The sequence below is a fragment of the Escherichia sp. MOD1-EC6475 genome (genome assembly GCF_003046645.1).
Lineage (GTDB): Bacteria > Pseudomonadota > Gammaproteobacteria > Enterobacterales > Enterobacteriaceae > Escherichia > Escherichia ruysiae.
The window spans coordinates 41,811-59,362 of the sequence record NZ_PZKQ01000039.1 but is presented as its reverse complement, the minus strand read 5'-3'; the positions used below and the strand labels follow the sequence as shown (position 1 = coordinate 59,362).

The following is a 17,552-nucleotide window of genomic DNA, read 5'->3' as shown; positions in this document are numbered from 1 at the left end:
CAGAATCCGGTGCCTTACCGCTTGGCGATACCCCAACAAATTGGTTTTTGAATTTGCCGAACGTATTCGACACATTCAGAATTTGGTGGCTACGACGGGATTCGAACCTGTGACCCCATCATTATGAGTGATGTGCTCTAACCAACTGAGCTACGTAGCCAGATTGTTTCTTCGATGGCTGGGGTACCTGGATTCGAACCAGGGAATGCCGGTATCAAAAACCGGTGCCTTACCGCTTGGCGATACCCCAATAACCGGGCGGTGAACCGCTTACTCGAAGAAGATGGCTGGGGTACCTGGATTCGAACCAGGGAATGCCGGTATCAAAAACCGGTGCCTTACCGCTTGGCGATACCCCAACAAATTTCTTACAGAATGGAGAACTTCAAACTATATCATTGCCAGCCGAGGTGGCTAACTTACAGCCTGGAGATACCCCATCCGTACAACGCTTTCTGGTGAATGGTGCGGGAGGCGAGACTTGAACTCGCACACCTTGCGGCGCCAGAACCTAAATCTGGTGCGTCTACCAATTTCGCCACTCCCGCAAAAAAAGATGGTGGCTACGACGGGATTCGAACCTGTGACCCCATCATTATGAGTGATGTGCTCTAACCAACTGAGCTACGTAGCCATCTTTTTTTTCGCGTTACCTTATCGGCGTTGCGGGGCGCATTATGCGTATAGAGCCTTGCAGCGTCAACCTCTTTTTCAAGGAAAATTGCTCGAAAGTGACTGTTTGGTTAGGTTGCGAACAGCGTGGCGCTATATTCGTCAATTATTGTTTATTTCGTGTTTTTCTCTGTTGTTTTGCGATGCAGGATGAAATTCGGAATTCAACAATAGCGCCCGAGAATTATCCCATGAAATACTGCACCGTTACGATTGGACAGAGCAGGGATTGCGGTGCCTGCATCTCTGCTACCACTTCAGGCTATTTATTGAGGGAATAATATGCTGCGTTTTATCACGGTGCTGGTCAGTGCTTTATTACTTATGCAATCCGCATTTGCCGACGAAGCCCGATCGGAAATCGGTAAGTATGTCTTTGGTTATCGTGGTCAGGAAGGGGCAGTGGTCTGGATGATGCGAATCGGGCCGAAAGCGGAAAATGAAGCAATCGTTCAGGTATCTCATGTTGATAATGACATCGATGGTCAGATTTTTCGCTGTAAAGTAAAAGCATTACAGGACGGTGAGAAATCCTATACCGCCGTAATTAAGGGCAAATCTTTTGAGTTATTACGCCTGAAAGAGGGAAATGGCAGCCTGCATATCCCGGATGAGCAGGCAACCTGGTCGGTGGCTTACAGTGATGAGTTGTCAAACAGCGATGTAGCAAATCCGGAACATTTCCTCACTGCGTATCAAAATCAACAAGCTCCCCAGTAACTGAAATTGCCCCGGAATTCTCCGGGGCGTTAATACACTTCTTATTTATACGCTGACTGGTGAACGCCAACCGCGCGACCAGAAGGATCATCCATTTTCTTGAACGCTTCATCCCACTCGATCGCTTTGGCGGAAGAACAGGCGACGGAAGGGCCGCCCGGTACGCACTCAGCGGCGCTTGGAAGTGGGAACAATTCTTCAAAGATTTCGCGATACAGATACGCTTCTTTTGAGGTCGGAGTGTTGTACGGGAAGCGGAAGCGGGCAGTTTCGAGTTGCTGATCAGAAACCTGCTGCGCTGCCACTTCTTTCAGAGTGTCGATCCAGCTATAACCGACGCCATCAGAGAACTGCTCTTTCTGCCGCCAGGCCACGCTTGCGGGCAGATACGACTCAAAACATTCACGCAGGATGTGTTTTTCCATTTTCCCGTTACCGCACATTTTATCCTGCGGGTTAATACGCATCGCCACATCAAGGAATTTTTTGTCGAGGAACGGAACGCGTGCTTCCACGCCCCAGGCTGACATCGCTTTGTTGGCACGGGCGCAGTCATACATATGCAGGGCCAGCAGTTTACGCACCGTCTCTTCATGCAGTTCTTTAGCGTTCGGCGCTTTGTGGAAGTATAGATAACCGCCAAACACTTCGTCAGAACCTTCGCCGGACAGCACCATTTTAATGCCCATCGCCTTGATCTTACGCGACATTAAATACATCGGTGTTGAAGCGCGAATAGTGGTCACATCATACGTTTCGATGTGGTAAATCACGTCGCGGATGGCATCCAGACCTTCCTGTACGGTGAAGTGAATTTCGTGATGCACAGTGCCCAGATGGTTTGCCACTTCTTGGGCCGCTTTCAGATCCGGTGAACCTGGCAGACCCACGGCAAAGGAGTGCAACTGCGGCCACCATGCTTCCGAGCGTTCCTGATCTTCCACGCGACGGGCGGCGTATTTCTTGGTGATCGCGGAAATAATTGAGGAATCCAGACCACCCGAGAGCAGCACGCCGTACGGCACATCGGACATCAGATGGCTTTTAACGGAGTCTTCCAGCGCCTGACGCAGCTCGTTTTTGTCGGTCACGTTATCTTTCACCGCATCGTAGTCGAACCAGTCACGGTGATAATAAGAACGGATTTCGCCGTCCTGACTCCATAAATAGCTTCCTGCCGGGAACTCTTTAATGGTGCGGCAAACCGGCACCAGGGCTTTCATTTCTGAGGCTACATACAGTTGACCGTGTTCGTCATAACCCATATACAGCGGGATGATCCCCAGATGGTCGCGACCAATCAGATATGCATCTTTTTCGCTGTCGTACAGGGCAAAGGCGAACATGCCTTGCAAGTCGTCGAGAAATTCCGCCCCTTTTTCCTGATACAGCGCGAGGATCACTTCGCAGTCAGATCCAGTCTGGAACTGGTAACGATCGCCATACTCGGCGCGCAATGCCTGGTGGTTGTAGATTTCACCGTTTACCGCCAGTACGTGGGTTTTTTGTTGGTTGTAGAGAGGTTGCGCCCCCGCGTTAACGTCAACAATTGACAGACGTTCGTGAGCGAGAATGGCGTTATCGCTGGCATAAATACCGGACCAGTCCGGGCCACGATGACGCATCAGGCGTGACAGCTCGAGTGCTTTCTTACGCAGCTCAACTGCGTCTGTTTTGATATCGAATACGCCAAAAATTGAACACATAACCTTCTCCGTTAACCTGGTATTTGTTGCTTGTTGTGTTTGCTTGTTTAAAAAAATGCCGCAAAGCAGCACTGTGCGCAAGAGATTTGGCGGTGTAAAAATAAAAAACGTAATGGTGATTGCTGATTGATGAAAAAGGGTAGGGTGTAGTGGCGTGTTTATTGATGAATCGATAATTTTTGACGTGTTTTATTGAATGGATGAGTTTTGGCGAGCGGTGAAAATAAAAAACCACGTCCTGAGACGTGGTTGATATTCAGATAACGTCGATTTCAGCGACCGACGGGTAAATCCAGCTTGGGCGGAACGGCATACTGTCGATATCGTCGAGCGATGAAACGCCAGAGAGCACCAGAATCGTCTCCAGACCCGCCTGGAAGCCCGCCAGAATATCGGTACGCAGGTTATCGCCGACAATCACCGTTTCTTCCGAATGCGCCTGCATTTTGTTTAATGCCGCGCGGATGATCCACGGACTTGGCTTACCGACATAAAAAGGTTTACGCCCGGAGATTTTCTCAATACCTGCGCACAGCGCGCCACAGGCGGGATAAAAACCGCGCCCGTGGGTATCCGGGTTAGTGGCGATAAATCGCGCACCGTTAGCGACGAAATACGCCGCTTTATGCATCATGTCCCAGTTGTATGAACGCGTTTCGCCAACAATCACAAAATCAGGATTCACGTCCGTAATAGTGAAACCGGCTTTGTACAGCTCATGGATCAGCGCGCCTTCGCCCACCACATACGCTTTTTTACCTTCCTGACGACGCAGGAAATCGGCGGTTGCCATCGCGGAGGTATAAAACACGCTGTCAGGTACATCGACACCGGCAGTGGCAAAGCGGTTCGCCAGATCTTGCCCGGTCTGCGAAGGATAGTTGGTCAGCAACACCAGCGGCAGGCCTTTATCCATAATCCCGTGCAAAAATTCCGCTGCACCCGGTACGGCGACGTTATCGTGCATCAGCACGCCGTCGATATCGCAAATTACATTTTTAATGGTCATGGACTACCCAGAATATTGACAACAATAAGCGCCACTATAAAAGCACATTAATTTTCCAGCAAATGCTGGAGCAAAATACCGTTGAGCATGGCGCGTTTTACCAGCGCAAAAGCACCGATTGCCGAGCGGTGGTCCAGCTCAGAACGTACCACCGGCAGATTAGTACGAAACGCCTTCAGCGCCTGAGTATTAATGCAGCTTTCAATAGCAGGGAGCAGCACTTTATCGGCTTCGGTGATTTCTCCGGCAATAACAATTTTTTGCGGGTTAAACAGGTTGATGGCAATGGCGATGGTTTTGCCCAGATGACGACCGACATACTCAATCACTTCCGACGCCAGACCGTCGCCTTTGTTCGCGGCTTTGCAGATAGTTTTGATGGTGCAATCGTCCAACGGCACGCGACTCTGGTAGCCCTGCTTTAACAGATTCAACACCCGCTGTTCAATGGCGGCGTTGGCAGCGATAGTTTCCAGACAGCCAAAGTTGCCGCAGTGGCAGCGTTCACCCAACGGTTCGACCTGAATATGACCAATTTCACCGACGTTGCCGTTGCGACCGATAAAAATGCGCCCGTTAGAGATAATACCGGCCCCAGTTCCGCGATGTACTCGCACCAGAATGGAGTCTTCGCAATCCTGACTTGCACCGAAGTAGTGCTCTGCCAGCGCCAGACTGCGGATATCGTGACCGACAAAACAGGTCACTTTAAAACGCTCTTCCAGTGCCTCTACCAGCCCCCAGTTTTCCACCTGAATATGCGGCATGTAATGAATTTTACCGCTGTCCGGGTCAACAAGCCCAGGCAGGATCACCGAAATCGCGATTAGTTCGCGCAGCTTGCGCTGATAGCTATCAATAAACTGAGCAATGGCATTCAGCAGGGCATGTTCCAGCGTCTGCTGGGTACGTTCTGGTAGCGGATAATGTTCTTCTGCCAGCACTTTGCTGCTGAGATCAAACAGAGTGATGGTGGCATCGTGACGACCGAGTCGTACGCCGATAGCGTGGAAATTACGAGTTTCAGTGACGATGGAGATAGCGCGGCGGCCCCCGGTGGAGGCCTGCTGATCGACTTCTTTGATCAGCCCGCGTTCGATAAGCTGACGTGTAATTTTGGTTACGCTAGCGGGGGCAAGCTGGCTTTGCTCAGCAATCTGAATCCGCGAGATTGGCCCGAACTGGTCAATCAGGCGATAAACCGCCGCGCTGTTAAGCTGTTTTACGAGATCAACATTACCTATCTGAGCTTGTCCGCCTGGTGTCATACTTTCTCTTATTGAGTTACGACCTCGTTACCATTAACGATGGTCCTGGTGATTTTAAAATCAGGTGTGAATGCGGTCAGGTTGGCCACTTTACCTGCGGCGAGCGTGCCGAGACGTTTTTCAACGCCAATTGCACGTGCCGGGTAGAGCGTCGCCATACGCAGCACTTCATCCAGTGCGATACCGCAATGTTCGACCAGATTACGCACGCCTTCAATCATGGTTAATGATGAACCACTTAACGTACCATTTTCATCCACACAAAGTCCGTTGCGGTAGTATATTGTTTTACCCGCAAAAATGAACTGTTCAATATTGGCGCCTGCTGGTGCAGTAGCGTCGGTGACCAGACACAGTTTGTCGCCTTTCAGACGTTTGGCGTTGCGGATGTTAGCGTAATCAACGTGCAGGCCATCGGCAATAATACCGCAATAAATGTCTGCTTCGTCGAGAATTGCACCTGCCAGTCCCGGTTCGCGACCAGTAATATACGGCATCGCGTTATACAGATGGGTGGCAAAAGTAATACCTGCGCGGAAACCGGCTTTCGCTTCTTTCAGCGTCGCGTTGGAGTGACCAGCAGAAACCACAATCCCGGCATTTGCCAGTTTGCTGATGACTTCCGCAGGAACCATTTCCGGTGCCAGGGTAACTTTAGTAATCACATCAGCGTTTTCGCACAGGAAATCAACCAGCGCAGCATCGGGTTTACGCACGAAATTCGGGTTATGAGTGCCTTTTTTCACCAGGTTCAGCCACGGACCTTCCAGATGCAGACCTAAGGCCTGATTCGGATGTTTTGCCAGGTACTCACGCATTACGCGCACACCCTGTTTCATCAGGTCATCGCTGGTAGTGATAAGTGTCGGCAGATAGTTAGTACAGCCTGATTTCTCATTGGCTTTCTGCATGATTTCCAGCGTTTCAACGCTTACCGCTTCCGCAGTGTCGTTGAACTGCACGCCGCCGCAGCCGTTTAACTGCACATCAATAAAACCGGGGGAGAGAATGGCTCTGTTCAGTGAACGTTGTTCAATCTCTGACGGCAGTTCCGCAACCGGACAGACGCTTTTAATCAGGCCATCAGCGATAACAACCGCGTGGTCATCAAGAAATTCGTGACCGGTAAAGATCCGGCCCTGGGTTAATGCATACATTCCGACCCCCGATTTTAAAGATAATATTGCCCTGAACAAGGTGTCAGGGCAGGGATAATAATTACAGACCTTTGATATTTTCTGCTTCTAATTCATTGAAATATCTTAAAGTCTTAACTTTCAGCTCCATGGTGGACGGTTCATCGCACACCATGATCGCTTTCGGATGCAGTTGCAGGCAGCTGATGGTCCACATATGGTTAACGCAACCTTCAACTGCGGCTTGCAGCGCCAGTGCTTTCTGGCTACCCAGAACCAGAATCATCACTTCTTCGGCATCCAGCAATGTACCAACACCGACAGTCAGGGCATATTTTGGCACCTGATTAACATCGTTATCAAAGAAACGAGAGTTCGCGACGCGAGTGTCATGAGTCAGGGTTTTGATACGGGTGCGAGAAGCCAGAGAAGAGGCCGGTTCGTTAAATGCGATGTGACCGTCGTTACCTACGCCGCCCATAAACAGATGAATTTTACCGTAAGAGCGGATTTTTTCTTCATACTGGCGGCACTCGGCGTCGATATCCGGGGCGTTACCGTTGAGAAGGTTGATATTTTCTGCTGGAATATCAACGTGATCGAAGAAATTACGGTGCATAAAGCTGTAGTAACTTTCCGGATGCTCTTTCGGCAGACCGACATATTCATCCATGTTGAAGGTGACAACGTGCTTAAAGCTGACCTGGCCTGCTTTATGCATTTCGACTAACGCTTTATAGGTGGTCATCGGTGTGCCGCCAGTCGGCAGACCGAGCACGAACGGACGATCGGCAGTCGGTTTGAACGCGTTGATACGATTAACGATATGGCGAGCAGCCCATTTGCCGACCTGTTCAGCGGTAGTCAGGGGGATCAGTCTCATTATTCACCTCAATAAGTAAAATGTAAGCCGTTGGCGGATTAGGCATCTTTAAGCGTAACCTGGATTTGCGCAGAGAGGCGTCAATCCGACCTGATTTTTTGAATGATAAAATAAGTTTTCTGGTTTAGCCAGTAAAAGGGAGTAATGATAACGATATTTGGTGACAAAACTCACAAAAGACACGCGTTTAATTTGCGGTACGAATTAATTTTTTACACACTCTGTAGCAGATGATCTAACAATATGATTACAGAACATCGGCAGTACAGTTTGCAGCAAAATAAAAAACGGCTTTAAACGAGCCAAATAGGGTTCTCGTAGGGGGAATAAGATGAATATTTTAGGGTTTTTTCAGCGACTCGGTAGGGCGTTACAGCTCCCTATCGCAGTACTGCCGGTGGCGGCACTGTTGCTGCGATTCGGTCAGCCAGATTTACTTAACGTTGCGTTTATTGCCCAGGCGGGCGGCGCGATTTTTGATAACCTCGCATTAATCTTCGCCATCGGCGTGGCATCCAGCTGGTCCAAAGACAGCGCAGGTGCGGCGGCGCTGGCAGGTGCGGTAGGTTACTTTGTGTTAACCAAAGCGATGGTGACCATCAACCCGGAAATCAACATGGGTGTACTGGCGGGTATCATTACCGGTCTGGTCGGTGGTGCAGCCTATAATCGCTGGTCCGATATTAAACTGCCGGACTTCCTGAGCTTCTTCGGTGGTAAACGTTTTGTGCCGATTGCCACTGGCTTCTTCTGCCTGGTATTGGCGGCTATTTTTGGTTATGTCTGGCCACCGGTGCAGCACGCTATTCATGCTGGTGGTGAATGGATCGTGTCTGCGGGCGCGCTGGGTTCCGGTATCTTTGGTTTCATCAACCGTCTGCTGATCCCAACCGGTCTGCATCAGGTGCTGAACACCATTGCCTGGTTCCAGATTGGTGAATTTACCAACGCGGCAGGGACGGTTTTCCACGGCGACATCAACCGCTTCTATGCCGGTGACGGCACTGCAGGGATGTTCATGTCCGGCTTCTTCCCGATTATGATGTTTGGTCTGCCGGGTGCGGCACTGGCGATGTACTTCGCAGCACCGAAAGAGCGTCGTCCGATGGTTGGCGGGATGCTGCTTTCCGTTGCTATCACCGCGTTCCTGACTGGTGTTACCGAGCCGCTGGAATTCCTGTTCATGTTCCTTGCTCCGTTGCTGTACCTTCTGCACGCACTGCTGACCGGTATCAGCCTGTTTGTGGCAACGCTGCTGGGTATTCACGCGGGCTTCTCCTTCTCTGCGGGCGCCATCGACTATGCGTTGATGTATAACCTGCCGGCAGCCAGCCAGAACGTCTGGATGCTGCTGGTGATGGGCGTTATCTTCTTCGTTATCTACTTTGTGGTGTTCAGTGCAGTTATCCGCATGTTCAACCTGAAAACGCCAGGCCGTGAAGATAAAGAAGACGAAATTGTTACTGAAGAAGCCAACAGCAACACTGAAGAAGGTCTGACTCAACTGGCGACCAACTATATTGCTGCGGTTGGCGGTAGCGACAACCTGAAAGCGATTGACGCCTGTATTACCCGTCTGCGCCTGACGGTGGGTGACTCATCCCGCGTCAACGATGCGATGTGTAAACGTCTGGGGGCTTCTGGGGTGGTGAAACTGAACAAACAGACCATCCAGGTGATTGTTGGTGCAAAAGCGGAATCTATCGGTGATGCGATGAAGAAAGTCGTTGCCCGTGGTCCGGTAGCCGCTGCTTCTGCTGACGCTGCTCCGGCAACTGCCGCGCCGGTTGCGAAACCACAGGCTGTACCAAACGCAGTGTCTATCGCTGAGCTGGTATCGCCGATCACTGGTGATGTTGTCGCACTGGATCAGGTGCCAGACGAAGCGTTTGCCAGCAAAGCGGTGGGCGACGGTGTGGCGGTGAAACCGACGGATAAAATCGTTGTATCACCAGCCGCAGGGACTATTGTAAAAATCTTCAACACCAACCACGCGTTCTGCCTGGAAACCGAAAAAGGCGCGGAGATCGTCGTCCACATGGGTATCGACACCGTGGCGCTGGAAGGTAAAGGCTTTAAGCGTCTGGTGGAAGAGGGCGCGCAGGTAAGCGCAGGGCAACCGATTCTGGAAATGGATCTGGATTACCTGAACGCTAACGCCCGCTCGATGATTAGCCCGGTGGTTTGCAGCAATATCGACGATTTCAGTGGCCTGAACATTCAAGCTCAGGGTCATGTTGTGGCGGGTCAAACGCCGCTGTATGAAATCAAAAAGTAATCTGTTTCATGCCTGATGCGACGCTTGACGCGTCTTATCAGGCCTGTCGGTTGGATAAGACGCACCAGTGTCGCATCCAACTATGACACAGCAGTGGCAAAAGCGGCGGATATCATCTTCGCCGCTTTTTTTTTCATCAATCATCCCCATAATCTCAGTGAGATTTTCTATTTTCTCTAACTAACAGTTGTCAGCCTGTCCCGCTTATAAGATCATACGCCGTTATACGTTGTTTACGCTTTGAGGAATCCACGATGAGTGAGGCAGAAGCCCGCCCGACTAACTTTATTCGTCAGATCATTGATGAAGATCTGGCCAGTGGCAAGCACACCACAGTACACACCCGTTTCCCGCCAGAACCAAATGGCTATCTGCATATTGGTCATGCGAAATCTATCTGCCTGAACTTCGGGATCGCCCAGGACTATAAAGGCCAGTGCAACCTGCGTTTCGACGACACTAACCCGGTAAAAGAAGATATCGAGTACGTAGAGTCGATCAAAAACGACGTTGAATGGTTAGGTTTTCACTGGTCTGGTAACGTTCGTTACTCCTCCGACTATTTTGATCAGCTCCATGCCTATGCGATCGAATTGATCAATAAAGGCCTGGCGTATGTCGATGAACTGACGCCGGAACAGATCCGCGAATACCGTGGCACCCTGACGCAGCCAGGTAAAAACAGCCCGTACCGCGACCGCAGCGTTGAAGAGAACCTGGCGCTGTTCGAAAAAATGCGTACCGGCGGTTTTGAAGAAGGTAAAGCCTGCCTGCGAGCGAAAATCGACATGGCTTCGCCGTTTATCGTGATGCGCGATCCTGTGCTGTATCGTATTAAATTTGCGGAACACCACCAGACCGGCAACAAGTGGTGCATCTACCCGATGTACGACTTCACCCACTGCATCAGCGATGCGCTGGAAGGCATTACGCACTCTCTGTGTACGCTGGAGTTCCAGGACAACCGTCGTCTGTATGACTGGGTTCTGGACAACATCACCATTCCTGTTCATCCGCGCCAGTACGAATTCTCGCGCCTGAATCTGGAATACACCGTGATGTCCAAGCGTAAGCTGAACCAGTTGGTGACCGACAAGCATGTAGAAGGCTGGGACGATCCGCGTATGCCGACTATTTCTGGTCTGCGTCGTCGTGGTTATACCGCAGCTTCTATTCGTGAGTTCTGCAAACGCATCGGCGTGACCAAACAGGACAACACCATTGAGATGGCATCTCTGGAATCCTGCATTCGTGAAGATCTCAACGAAAACGCGCCGCGCGCAATGGCGGTTATCGATCCAGTGAAACTGGTTATCGAAAACTATCAGGGCGAAGGCGAAATGGTCACCATGCCGAACCATCCGAACAAACCGGAAATGGGTAGCCGTCAGGTGCCGTTTAGCGGTGAGATTTGGATCGATCGCGCTGATTTCCGCGAAGAAGCTAACAAGCAGTACAAGCGTCTGGTGCTGGGTAAAGAAGTGCGTCTGCGTAATGCTTACGTGATTAAAGCAGAACGCGTGGAGAAAGATGCTGAAGGCAATATCACCACCATCTTCTGTACTTACGATGCCGACACCTTAAGCAAAGATCCGGCTGATGGTCGTAAAGTCAAAGGCGTTATTCACTGGGTAAGCGCGGCACATGCGCTGCCGGTTGAAATCCGCCTGTACGATCGCCTGTTCAGCGTGCCGAATCCAGGCGCTGCGGATGATTTCCTGTCGGTGATTAACCCGGAATCGCTGGTCATCAAACAGGGCTTTGCTGAACCGTCTCTGAAAGACGCGGTAGCGGGTAAAGCGTTCCAGTTTGAGCGTGAAGGTTACTTCTGCCTCGACAGCCGCCATTCCACGGCGGAAAAACCGGTATTTAACCGCACCGTTGGGCTGCGTGATACCTGGGCGAAGGTTGGCGAGTAATTTTAAGTTTCACCATGCAGGATGCGGCGTAAATGCCGCATCCTGCAAGAAACACACAAACAGTCTCAAACGCTAAATTGCCTGATGCGCTACGCTTATCAGACCTACGTGAACTCTGCAATGTATTGAATTTGCGTGCTTTTGTAGGCCGGATAAGGCGTTTACGCCTGAAATATACAAACAATCCCAAACGCCGCGCTCTGCGGCGTTTTTTCTGCTTATCATCGCGAATTAATTCCGCTTCGCAATTTATCCGTAAAATAAATTTAAAACCACAAATCATAATTCAATAAAATGTAACCGTTTTCATCCTACTGGAAAGCCACATATTTTTTCTTCTACAAGCTCTTCTGCTGCAAACTTAAATCCTGTAACAAAAATCATCAAAATATGTGCGGTTGCTCATGTTCTTACATTCTCGTTACAGAAAGAGATTGATAATTCGCGTCGCGAAAAATAGTCTGTTCCTGTAGTCAGCGAGACTTTTCTCAACGCTACTTTTTTAATTTTTATTTTTTTCGCTGTTCACCTGTGGTGCAGCAATTTATACGTCAAAGAGGATTAACCCATGCGTGCGTTTAGTGGCAAACGTAGTACGCTGGCGCTGGCTATCGCCGGTGTTACAGCAATGTCGGGCTTTATGGCAATACCGGAGGCTCGCGCCGAAGGATTCATCGACGATTCAACCTTAACCGGCGGTATCTATTACTGGCAGCGTGAACGTGACCGTAAAGATGTTACCGACGGCGACAAATACAAAACCAACCTTTCTCACTCCACCTGGAACGCCAACCTCGATTTTCAGTCTGGTTATGCTGCTGATATGTTCGGCCTCGATATTGCCGCGTTTACGGCGATTGAAATGGCGGAAAACGGCGACAGCTCCCACCCGAACGAAATCGCGTTTTCAAAAAGTAATAAAGCCTATGATGAAGACTGGTCTGGCGATAAAAGCGGTATAAGTCTGTACAAAGCAGCGGCCAAATTTAAATACGGTCCGGTGTGGGCGAGGGCAGGTTATATTCAGCCAACGGGTCAAACACTGTTAGCGCCGCACTGGAGTTTTATGCCGGGTACTTATCAGGGCGCGGAAGCCGGGGCTAATTTTGATTACGGCGATGCCGGCGCATTGAGTTTCTCCTATATGTGGACGAACGAATATAAAGCGCCGTGGCATCTGGAAATGGATGAGTTTTATCAGAACGATAAAACTACCAAAGTTGATTATCTGCACTCCCTCGGGGCGAAGTACGACTTCAAAAATAACTTCGTACTGGAAGCGGCGTTTGGGCAGGCTGAAGGTTATATCGATCAATATTTTGCCAAAGCCAGCTATAAATTTGATATCGCTGGTAGCCCATTAACTACCAGCTATCAGTTCTATGGTACGCGCGACAAAGTTGACGATCGCAGCGTCAACGATCTTTACGACGGCACCGCCTGGCTGCAGGCGTTGACCTTTGGCTACCGGGCGGCTGATGTAGTGGATTTGCGCCTCGAAGGCACCTGGGTTAAAGCTGACGGTCAGCAGGGATACTTCCTGCAACGTATGACCCCAACCTATGCTTCCTCGAACGGTCGCCTGGATATCTGGTGGGATAACCGTTCTGACTTTAACGCCAACGGCGAAAAAGCGGTCTTCTTCGGTGCGATGTATGACCTGAAAAACTGGAATCTTCCCGGCTTCGCCATCGGCGCTTCCTACGTTTATGCATGGGATGCCAAACCAGCGACATGGCAGAGCAATCCGGATGCGTACTACGACAAAAACCGGACTATCGAAGAGTCTGCTTACAGCCTGGATGCGGTCTACACCATTCAGGATGGTCGCGCCAAAGGCACGATGTTCAAACTGCACTTCACCGAATACGACAACCACTCCGACATTCCAAGCTGGGGCGGCGGTTACGGCAACATCTTCCAGGATGAGCGTGACGTGAAATTCATGGTTATCGCACCGTTCACTATCTTCTGATGCCCGATGCGGCAGGCATTTCACCTGCCGCACGTTTGAGGAATTTGCTATGAAAAAACTGATTCTCATCGCCATGATGGCATCGGGGCTGGTGGCTTGTGCGCAATCGACCGCGCCACAGGAAGACAGCCGTCTGAAAGAGGCATACAGCACCTGTATCAATACCGCACAAGGCTCGCCGGAAAAAATTGAGGCCTGCCAGAGCGTGTTAAACGTGCTGAAGAAAGAGAAACAACATCAGCAGTTTGCCGACCAGGAAAGTGTGCGGGTACTGGATTATCAGCAGTGTCTGCGAGCAACGCAAACGGGTAACGACCAGGCAGTGAAAGCCGATTGCGATAAAGTCTGGCAGGAAATTCGCAGTAATAACGCTACGCAGTAAAAACAAAAAAAGCGAGGGCTGTAACTCTCACTTGTTCTTATTTCCCTTGTATAAAAAAGCCAACCTGCAGGTTGGCTTGAGATTTATAGCAAGTGCATAAATTGCCTGATGCGCTGCGCTTATCAGGCCTACCTTTTTATGCAATATATTGAATTTGAGATGATTTGTAGGCCGGATAAGGCGTTCACGCCGCATCCGGCACGAACAAATCTCACTATGCCAATAATATAAAGTCAACCTGCAGGTTGGCTTTTCTCGTTCAGGCTGGCTTATTTGCCTTCGTGCGCATGCTCATCTTCGCGGCAATCGCCTTCGGCACAGTGACCGTAAAGATAGAGACTATGGTTAGTCAGGCGAATGCCATGTTTCGCGGCGATTTCACGCTGACGCGCTTCGATAGATTCATCACTAAATTCAATAACCTTGCCGCAGTCGAGGCAGATCAGGTGATCGTGGTGATGTTGCTGGGTCAGTTCAAATACGGATTTACCGCCTTCAAAATTGTGGCGGGTGACGATACCGGCATCGTCAAACTGGTTCAGTACGCGATATACCGTAGCCAGACCAATTTCTTCACCCATATCGATCAGACGTTTATATAAATCTTCCGCACTGACGTGATGGTTGTCCGGCTCCTGAAGAACTTCCAGGATTTTTAAACGAGGAAGCGTTACTTTCAGGCCAGCTTTCTTTAGGGCGGTATTGTTATCAGTCATGCGGAATCTGTCCTGTTACTAAGCGGTTCACTTCATTAGAAGAAGTGACAGAATTTGCTCTTGAGATAATGCGTATCATTATAGAATTGCCACGCCTAAATGAAAACCACAAGTCCCTGGCAAATATTGTTAATAAAAACGTGGCTTAGCTTACATTTACATCGGCAAGGCCACTTCAATACTGGAACATTGTACAGGTACTACGGCAAAAGTTACAAATTTGTAGCAATTATTTTGATTGGCGTTATCTATTAATACGGCGTAGACATTAGCCTACACCGCATCACATCAGGCATTGAGAATTTCGTCGAGATGCAACTCTTCAGAAATCTGTTTAACCCATTTTTCTACACGTTCAGCGGTCAGTTCCGGCTGACGGTCTTCGTCAATAGCCAGGCCGACAAAGTGGTCGTCATCTGCCAGACCTTTTGACGCTTCGAAATGGTAGCCCGCAGTTGGCCAGTGACCCACGATAGTCGCGCCGCGCGGTTCGATGATGTCACGGATAGTGCCTAATGCATCACAGAAATATTCGGCGTAATCTTCCTGGTCGCCACAGCCAAACAGGGCAACCAGTTTACCATTGAAATCAATCTCTTCGAGAGTCGGGAAGAAGTCGTCCCAGTCACACTGCGCTTCGCCGTAATACCAGGTTGGGATACCCAGCAGCAGAATGTCATAAGCTTCCAGATCTTCTTTGCTGCTTTTTGCAATGTCATGGACATCGGCAACGTCTTTACCAAGCTGTTTTTGAATCATTTTTGCGATATTTTCGGTATTACCGGTGTCGCTGCCGAAAAAGATGCCAGTGATAGCCATGAGTGAAATAACCTCTTGAAACTTATTGAAATGGGGGTGGCAAATTGCCCACGGATAAAGGCAATCATAGCAGAACAGGCAGTCTTGCGGAATCAGCAAACGGGCAGGACTGCACACTGTGCTACATGAAAGTGGAAATTTAAACGATGCCCTGACTACGCAGTGCCGCCAACTGCTGCATCAAAATCTCTTCGATCAGTTCGCTACGGCTCATATTGCGCGACTCTGCCAGCTCATTCAGCGCCTCGACAGCTTCCGCGTTCAGCTTCAGTTCGACACGCTTAAGACCACGTACTTTGTCGCGTTTTAGCTGGTTGCGTTTATTAATACGCAGCTGTTCATCGCGCGAAAGCGGATTGGTTTTCGGTCGTCCCGGTCGACGCTCGTGCGCGAACAGATCTAATGTCGTACGGTCCGTTTGTTCTTTGGCCATGATCTTGGTGACTTCGGGGGAAACAATCAGCCGGGCGTCTGCCCGGATGGATAGCGCGCCATAATACATCAGCGCGATGAGTCACGCCAACGCCCACGCGCGGAAAGCGACGCAGACGCTGGGTTTTTAATCAGTTGCGTTAATCATTGAGATAGCGACGGATGGCGCGCAGTACCGCATCAGGTTTTTCTGCGTGTACCCAGTGACCCGCACCCGCAATCACATGCGCCCGAGCCTGCGGGAATTGCGCCAGTAAATCATCACGATATTGTTCAGTGACATACGGTGAATTACCGCCGGGGATAAACAGGGCAGGGTGATCCCATGCCGGAATTTTCGACCAGCCAACAATATGCGGATACTGATCCCACAACACTGGCACGTTAAAACGCCATTCACCATCAACGTAAGATTTCAGCAGAAACTGAATCACTCCTTCTTCATTCAGATGCTGGCGCATCACCGCTGCTGCCTGCTGTCGCGTTTGCGCGTTGGATTTACTGACGGCGTTGATGGCTGCGAAAATCTCATCATGACGACGAACGTGATAATCGACGGGGGCAATATCGATAGCCACCAGTTTATCGATGCGGTCGGGGGCCAGTGCGGTTAGCGCCATAACGGCTTTACCGCCCATAGAGTGACCGATAAACGTCGCTTTTTCGATCTGCTGTGCATCCAGCGTATCCAGCAGATCTTGCGCCATTGCTGGATAATTCATCACAGGATCGCGCGGTGAAAGTCCGTGGTTACGCATATCTACCTGGATGATATCGTGGTCGCTCACCAGGTTGCGCGCCAGCACGCCGAGGTTGTCGAGACTACCAAACAAACCGTGGACGAGGACGATGGGAGAATTATTATGCTGGTTTTGTGCAGATTGCGCGCGGATATTCAATTTCATGGCAAAGTTCTTTTTTTCGCGAAGTCGGGTTAGGGTATTATGTTGACCATTGTGCCACAGGGCTGCAACAAATAAGGTTTAATCCGAGTTTTTCTGCAAGCCAGGCTTGACGCTATCCGCTGCCGGGATTTATTCATATACTCCTGGCGACTTGTATTCAGCTAAGACACCGCACTGGATTAAGATGAAAACGATTGAAGTTGATGATGAACTCTACAGCTATATTGCCAGCCACACTAAGCATATCGGCGAGAGCGCATCCGACATTTTACGGCGCATGTTGAAATTTTCCGCCGCATCACAGCCTGCTGCTCCGGTGACGAAAGAGGTTCGCATTGCGTCGCCTGCTATCGTCGAAGCGAAGCCGATCAAAACGATTAAAGACAAAGTACGCGCAATGCGTGAACTTCTGCTTTCCGATGAATACGCAGAGCAGAAGCGCGCGGTCAACCGCTTTATGCTGCTGTTGTCTACACTATATTCTCTTGACGCCCAGGCGTTTGCCGAGGCAACGGAATCGTTGCACGGTCGCACGCGCGTTTACTTTGCGGCAGATGAACAAACGCTGCTGAAAAATGGTAATCAGACCAAGCCGAAACATGTGCCAGGCACGCCGTATTGGGTGATCACCAACACTAACACTGGCCGTAAATGCAGCATGATTGAACACATCATGCAGTCGATGCAATTCCCGGCGGAATTGATTGAGAAGGTTTGCGGGACAATTTAAAA

16 protein-coding genes and 5 tRNA genes are annotated in these 17,552 nt (G+C 50.1%); 6 read left to right on the top strand and 15 right to left on the bottom strand.

What is annotated here, in order from left to right; genetic code table 11:
- Nucleotides 1-83: 83 nt before the first annotated feature.
- From A7589_RS13230 to A7589_RS13210, 5 genes are all read right to left on the bottom strand, one after another.
- Nucleotides 84-160 (bottom strand) — tRNA-Met (locus tag A7589_RS13230).
- Between the two features lie 15 nt (nt 161-175).
- Nucleotides 176-250 (bottom strand) — tRNA-Gln (locus A7589_RS13225).
- A gap of 34 nt (nt 251-284) precedes the next feature.
- Nucleotides 285-359 (bottom strand) — tRNA-Gln (locus tag A7589_RS13220).
- 104 nt (nt 360-463) lie between these two features.
- Nucleotides 464-548: transfer RNA gene (locus A7589_RS13215), tRNA-Leu, on the bottom strand.
- A 9-nt stretch (nt 549-557) separates the two neighbouring features.
- A tRNA-Met gene (locus A7589_RS13210) sits at nt 558-634 on the bottom strand.
- Nucleotides 635-954: 320 nt separating this feature from the next.
- Here A7589_RS13210 and A7589_RS22830 point away from each other — a divergent pair.
- Nucleotides 955-1,392, top strand: coding sequence for a hypothetical protein (locus A7589_RS22830; protein ID WP_000943400.1), 438 nt, complete (start codon nt 955-957; stop codon nt 1,390-1,392).
- 41 nt (nt 1,393-1,433) lie between these two features.
- Here A7589_RS22830 and asnB read toward each other — a convergent pair whose 3' ends face one another.
- The 5 genes from asnB to nagB all read right to left on the bottom strand — a co-directional run bounded on the left by asnB (nt 1,434) and on the right by nagB (nt 7,394).
- Nucleotides 1,434-3,098 carry an asparagine synthase B gene (gene asnB, locus A7589_RS13200; RefSeq protein ID WP_000337055.1) on the bottom strand — a complete coding sequence of 555 codons (1,665 nt, stop codon included), beginning with the start codon at nt 3,096-3,098 and terminating at the stop codon, nt 1,434-1,436.
- A gap of 256 nt (nt 3,099-3,354) precedes the next feature.
- Nucleotides 3,355-4,107, bottom strand: coding sequence for a ribonucleotide monophosphatase NagD (gene nagD, locus A7589_RS13190; protein ID WP_000153129.1), 753 nt, complete (start codon nt 4,105-4,107; stop codon nt 3,355-3,357).
- 47 nt (nt 4,108-4,154) lie between these two features.
- On the bottom strand, nt 4,155-5,375 hold the full coding sequence (gene nagC, locus A7589_RS13185; RefSeq protein ID WP_000187570.1) for a DNA-binding transcriptional regulator NagC: 1,221 nt from the start codon (nt 5,373-5,375) through the stop codon (nt 4,155-4,157).
- An 8-nt stretch (nt 5,376-5,383) separates the two neighbouring features.
- Nucleotides 5,384-6,532, bottom strand: a complete 1,149-nt coding sequence (gene nagA / locus A7589_RS13180) for an N-acetylglucosamine-6-phosphate deacetylase (RefSeq protein WP_000271178.1) — start codon at nt 6,530-6,532, stop codon at nt 5,384-5,386.
- A gap of 61 nt (nt 6,533-6,593) precedes the next feature.
- Nucleotides 6,594-7,394 (bottom strand): glucosamine-6-phosphate deaminase, encoded by an 801-nt coding sequence (gene nagB, locus A7589_RS13175; RefSeq protein WP_001237072.1) that lies wholly within the window; start codon nt 7,392-7,394, stop codon nt 6,594-6,596.
- A 331-nt stretch (nt 7,395-7,725) separates the two neighbouring features.
- On the opposite strand from nagB, the gene nagE reads away from it, so the two are divergent.
- From nagE to A7589_RS13150, 4 genes are all read left to right on the top strand, one after another.
- Nucleotides 7,726-9,672: a PTS N-acetyl glucosamine transporter subunit IIABC gene (gene nagE, locus A7589_RS13170; RefSeq protein ID WP_001023091.1), complete on the top strand. Its 1,947-nt coding sequence runs from the start codon at nt 7,726-7,728 to the stop codon at nt 9,670-9,672.
- A gap of 254 nt (nt 9,673-9,926) precedes the next feature.
- Nucleotides 9,927-11,591 carry a glutamine--tRNA ligase gene (gene glnS / locus A7589_RS13165; RefSeq protein WP_001287167.1) on the top strand — a complete coding sequence of 555 codons (1,665 nt, stop codon included), beginning with the start codon at nt 9,927-9,929 and terminating at the stop codon, nt 11,589-11,591.
- A 568-nt stretch (nt 11,592-12,159) separates the two neighbouring features.
- The gene (gene chiP, locus A7589_RS13155; RefSeq protein ID WP_001201179.1) at nt 12,160-13,566 is read left to right on the top strand and encodes a chitoporin ChiP; all 1,407 of its coding nucleotides are present in this window, start codon (nt 12,160-12,162) and stop codon (nt 13,564-13,566) included.
- Between the two features lie 49 nt (nt 13,567-13,615).
- Nucleotides 13,616-13,948, top strand: coding sequence for a ChiQ/YbfN family lipoprotein (locus tag A7589_RS13150; protein WP_000733600.1), 333 nt, complete (start codon nt 13,616-13,618; stop codon nt 13,946-13,948).
- 269 nt (nt 13,949-14,217) lie between these two features.
- On the opposite strand, the gene fur is transcribed toward A7589_RS13150, so the two are convergent.
- The 5 genes from fur to ybfF all read right to left on the bottom strand — a co-directional run bounded on the left by fur (nt 14,218) and on the right by ybfF (nt 16,820).
- On the bottom strand, nt 14,218-14,664 hold the full coding sequence (fur, locus tag A7589_RS13145; protein WP_000131706.1) for a ferric iron uptake transcriptional regulator: 447 nt from the start codon (nt 14,662-14,664) through the stop codon (nt 14,218-14,220).
- A complete protein-coding gene (gene uof, locus A7589_RS13140) occupies nt 14,657-14,743 on the bottom strand; it encodes a fur leader peptide (protein ID WP_001406816.1) in 87 nt (28 codons plus the stop codon). Before uof ends, fur begins: the two co-directional genes overlap by 8 nt.
- Nucleotides 14,744-14,952: 209 nt before the next feature.
- Nucleotides 14,953-15,483 (bottom strand): flavodoxin FldA, encoded by a 531-nt coding sequence (gene fldA, locus A7589_RS13135; protein ID WP_001018618.1) that lies wholly within the window; start codon nt 15,481-15,483, stop codon nt 14,953-14,955.
- A 139-nt stretch (nt 15,484-15,622) separates the two neighbouring features.
- Nucleotides 15,623-15,916: a LexA regulated protein gene (gene ybfE / locus A7589_RS13130; RefSeq protein ID WP_024165168.1), complete on the bottom strand. Its 294-nt coding sequence runs from the start codon at nt 15,914-15,916 to the stop codon at nt 15,623-15,625.
- 139 nt (nt 15,917-16,055) lie between these two features.
- A complete protein-coding gene (gene ybfF, locus A7589_RS13125) occupies nt 16,056-16,820 on the bottom strand; it encodes an esterase (protein ID WP_000773261.1) in 765 nt (254 codons plus the stop codon).
- Nucleotides 16,821-17,004: 184 nt separating this feature from the next.
- On the opposite strand from ybfF, the gene seqA reads away from it, so the two are divergent.
- Nucleotides 17,005-17,550, top strand: a complete 546-nt coding sequence (seqA, locus tag A7589_RS13120) for a replication initiation negative regulator SeqA (protein WP_001515978.1) — start codon at nt 17,005-17,007, stop codon at nt 17,548-17,550.
- The last annotated feature ends 2 nt before the right edge of the window (nt 17,551-17,552 follow it).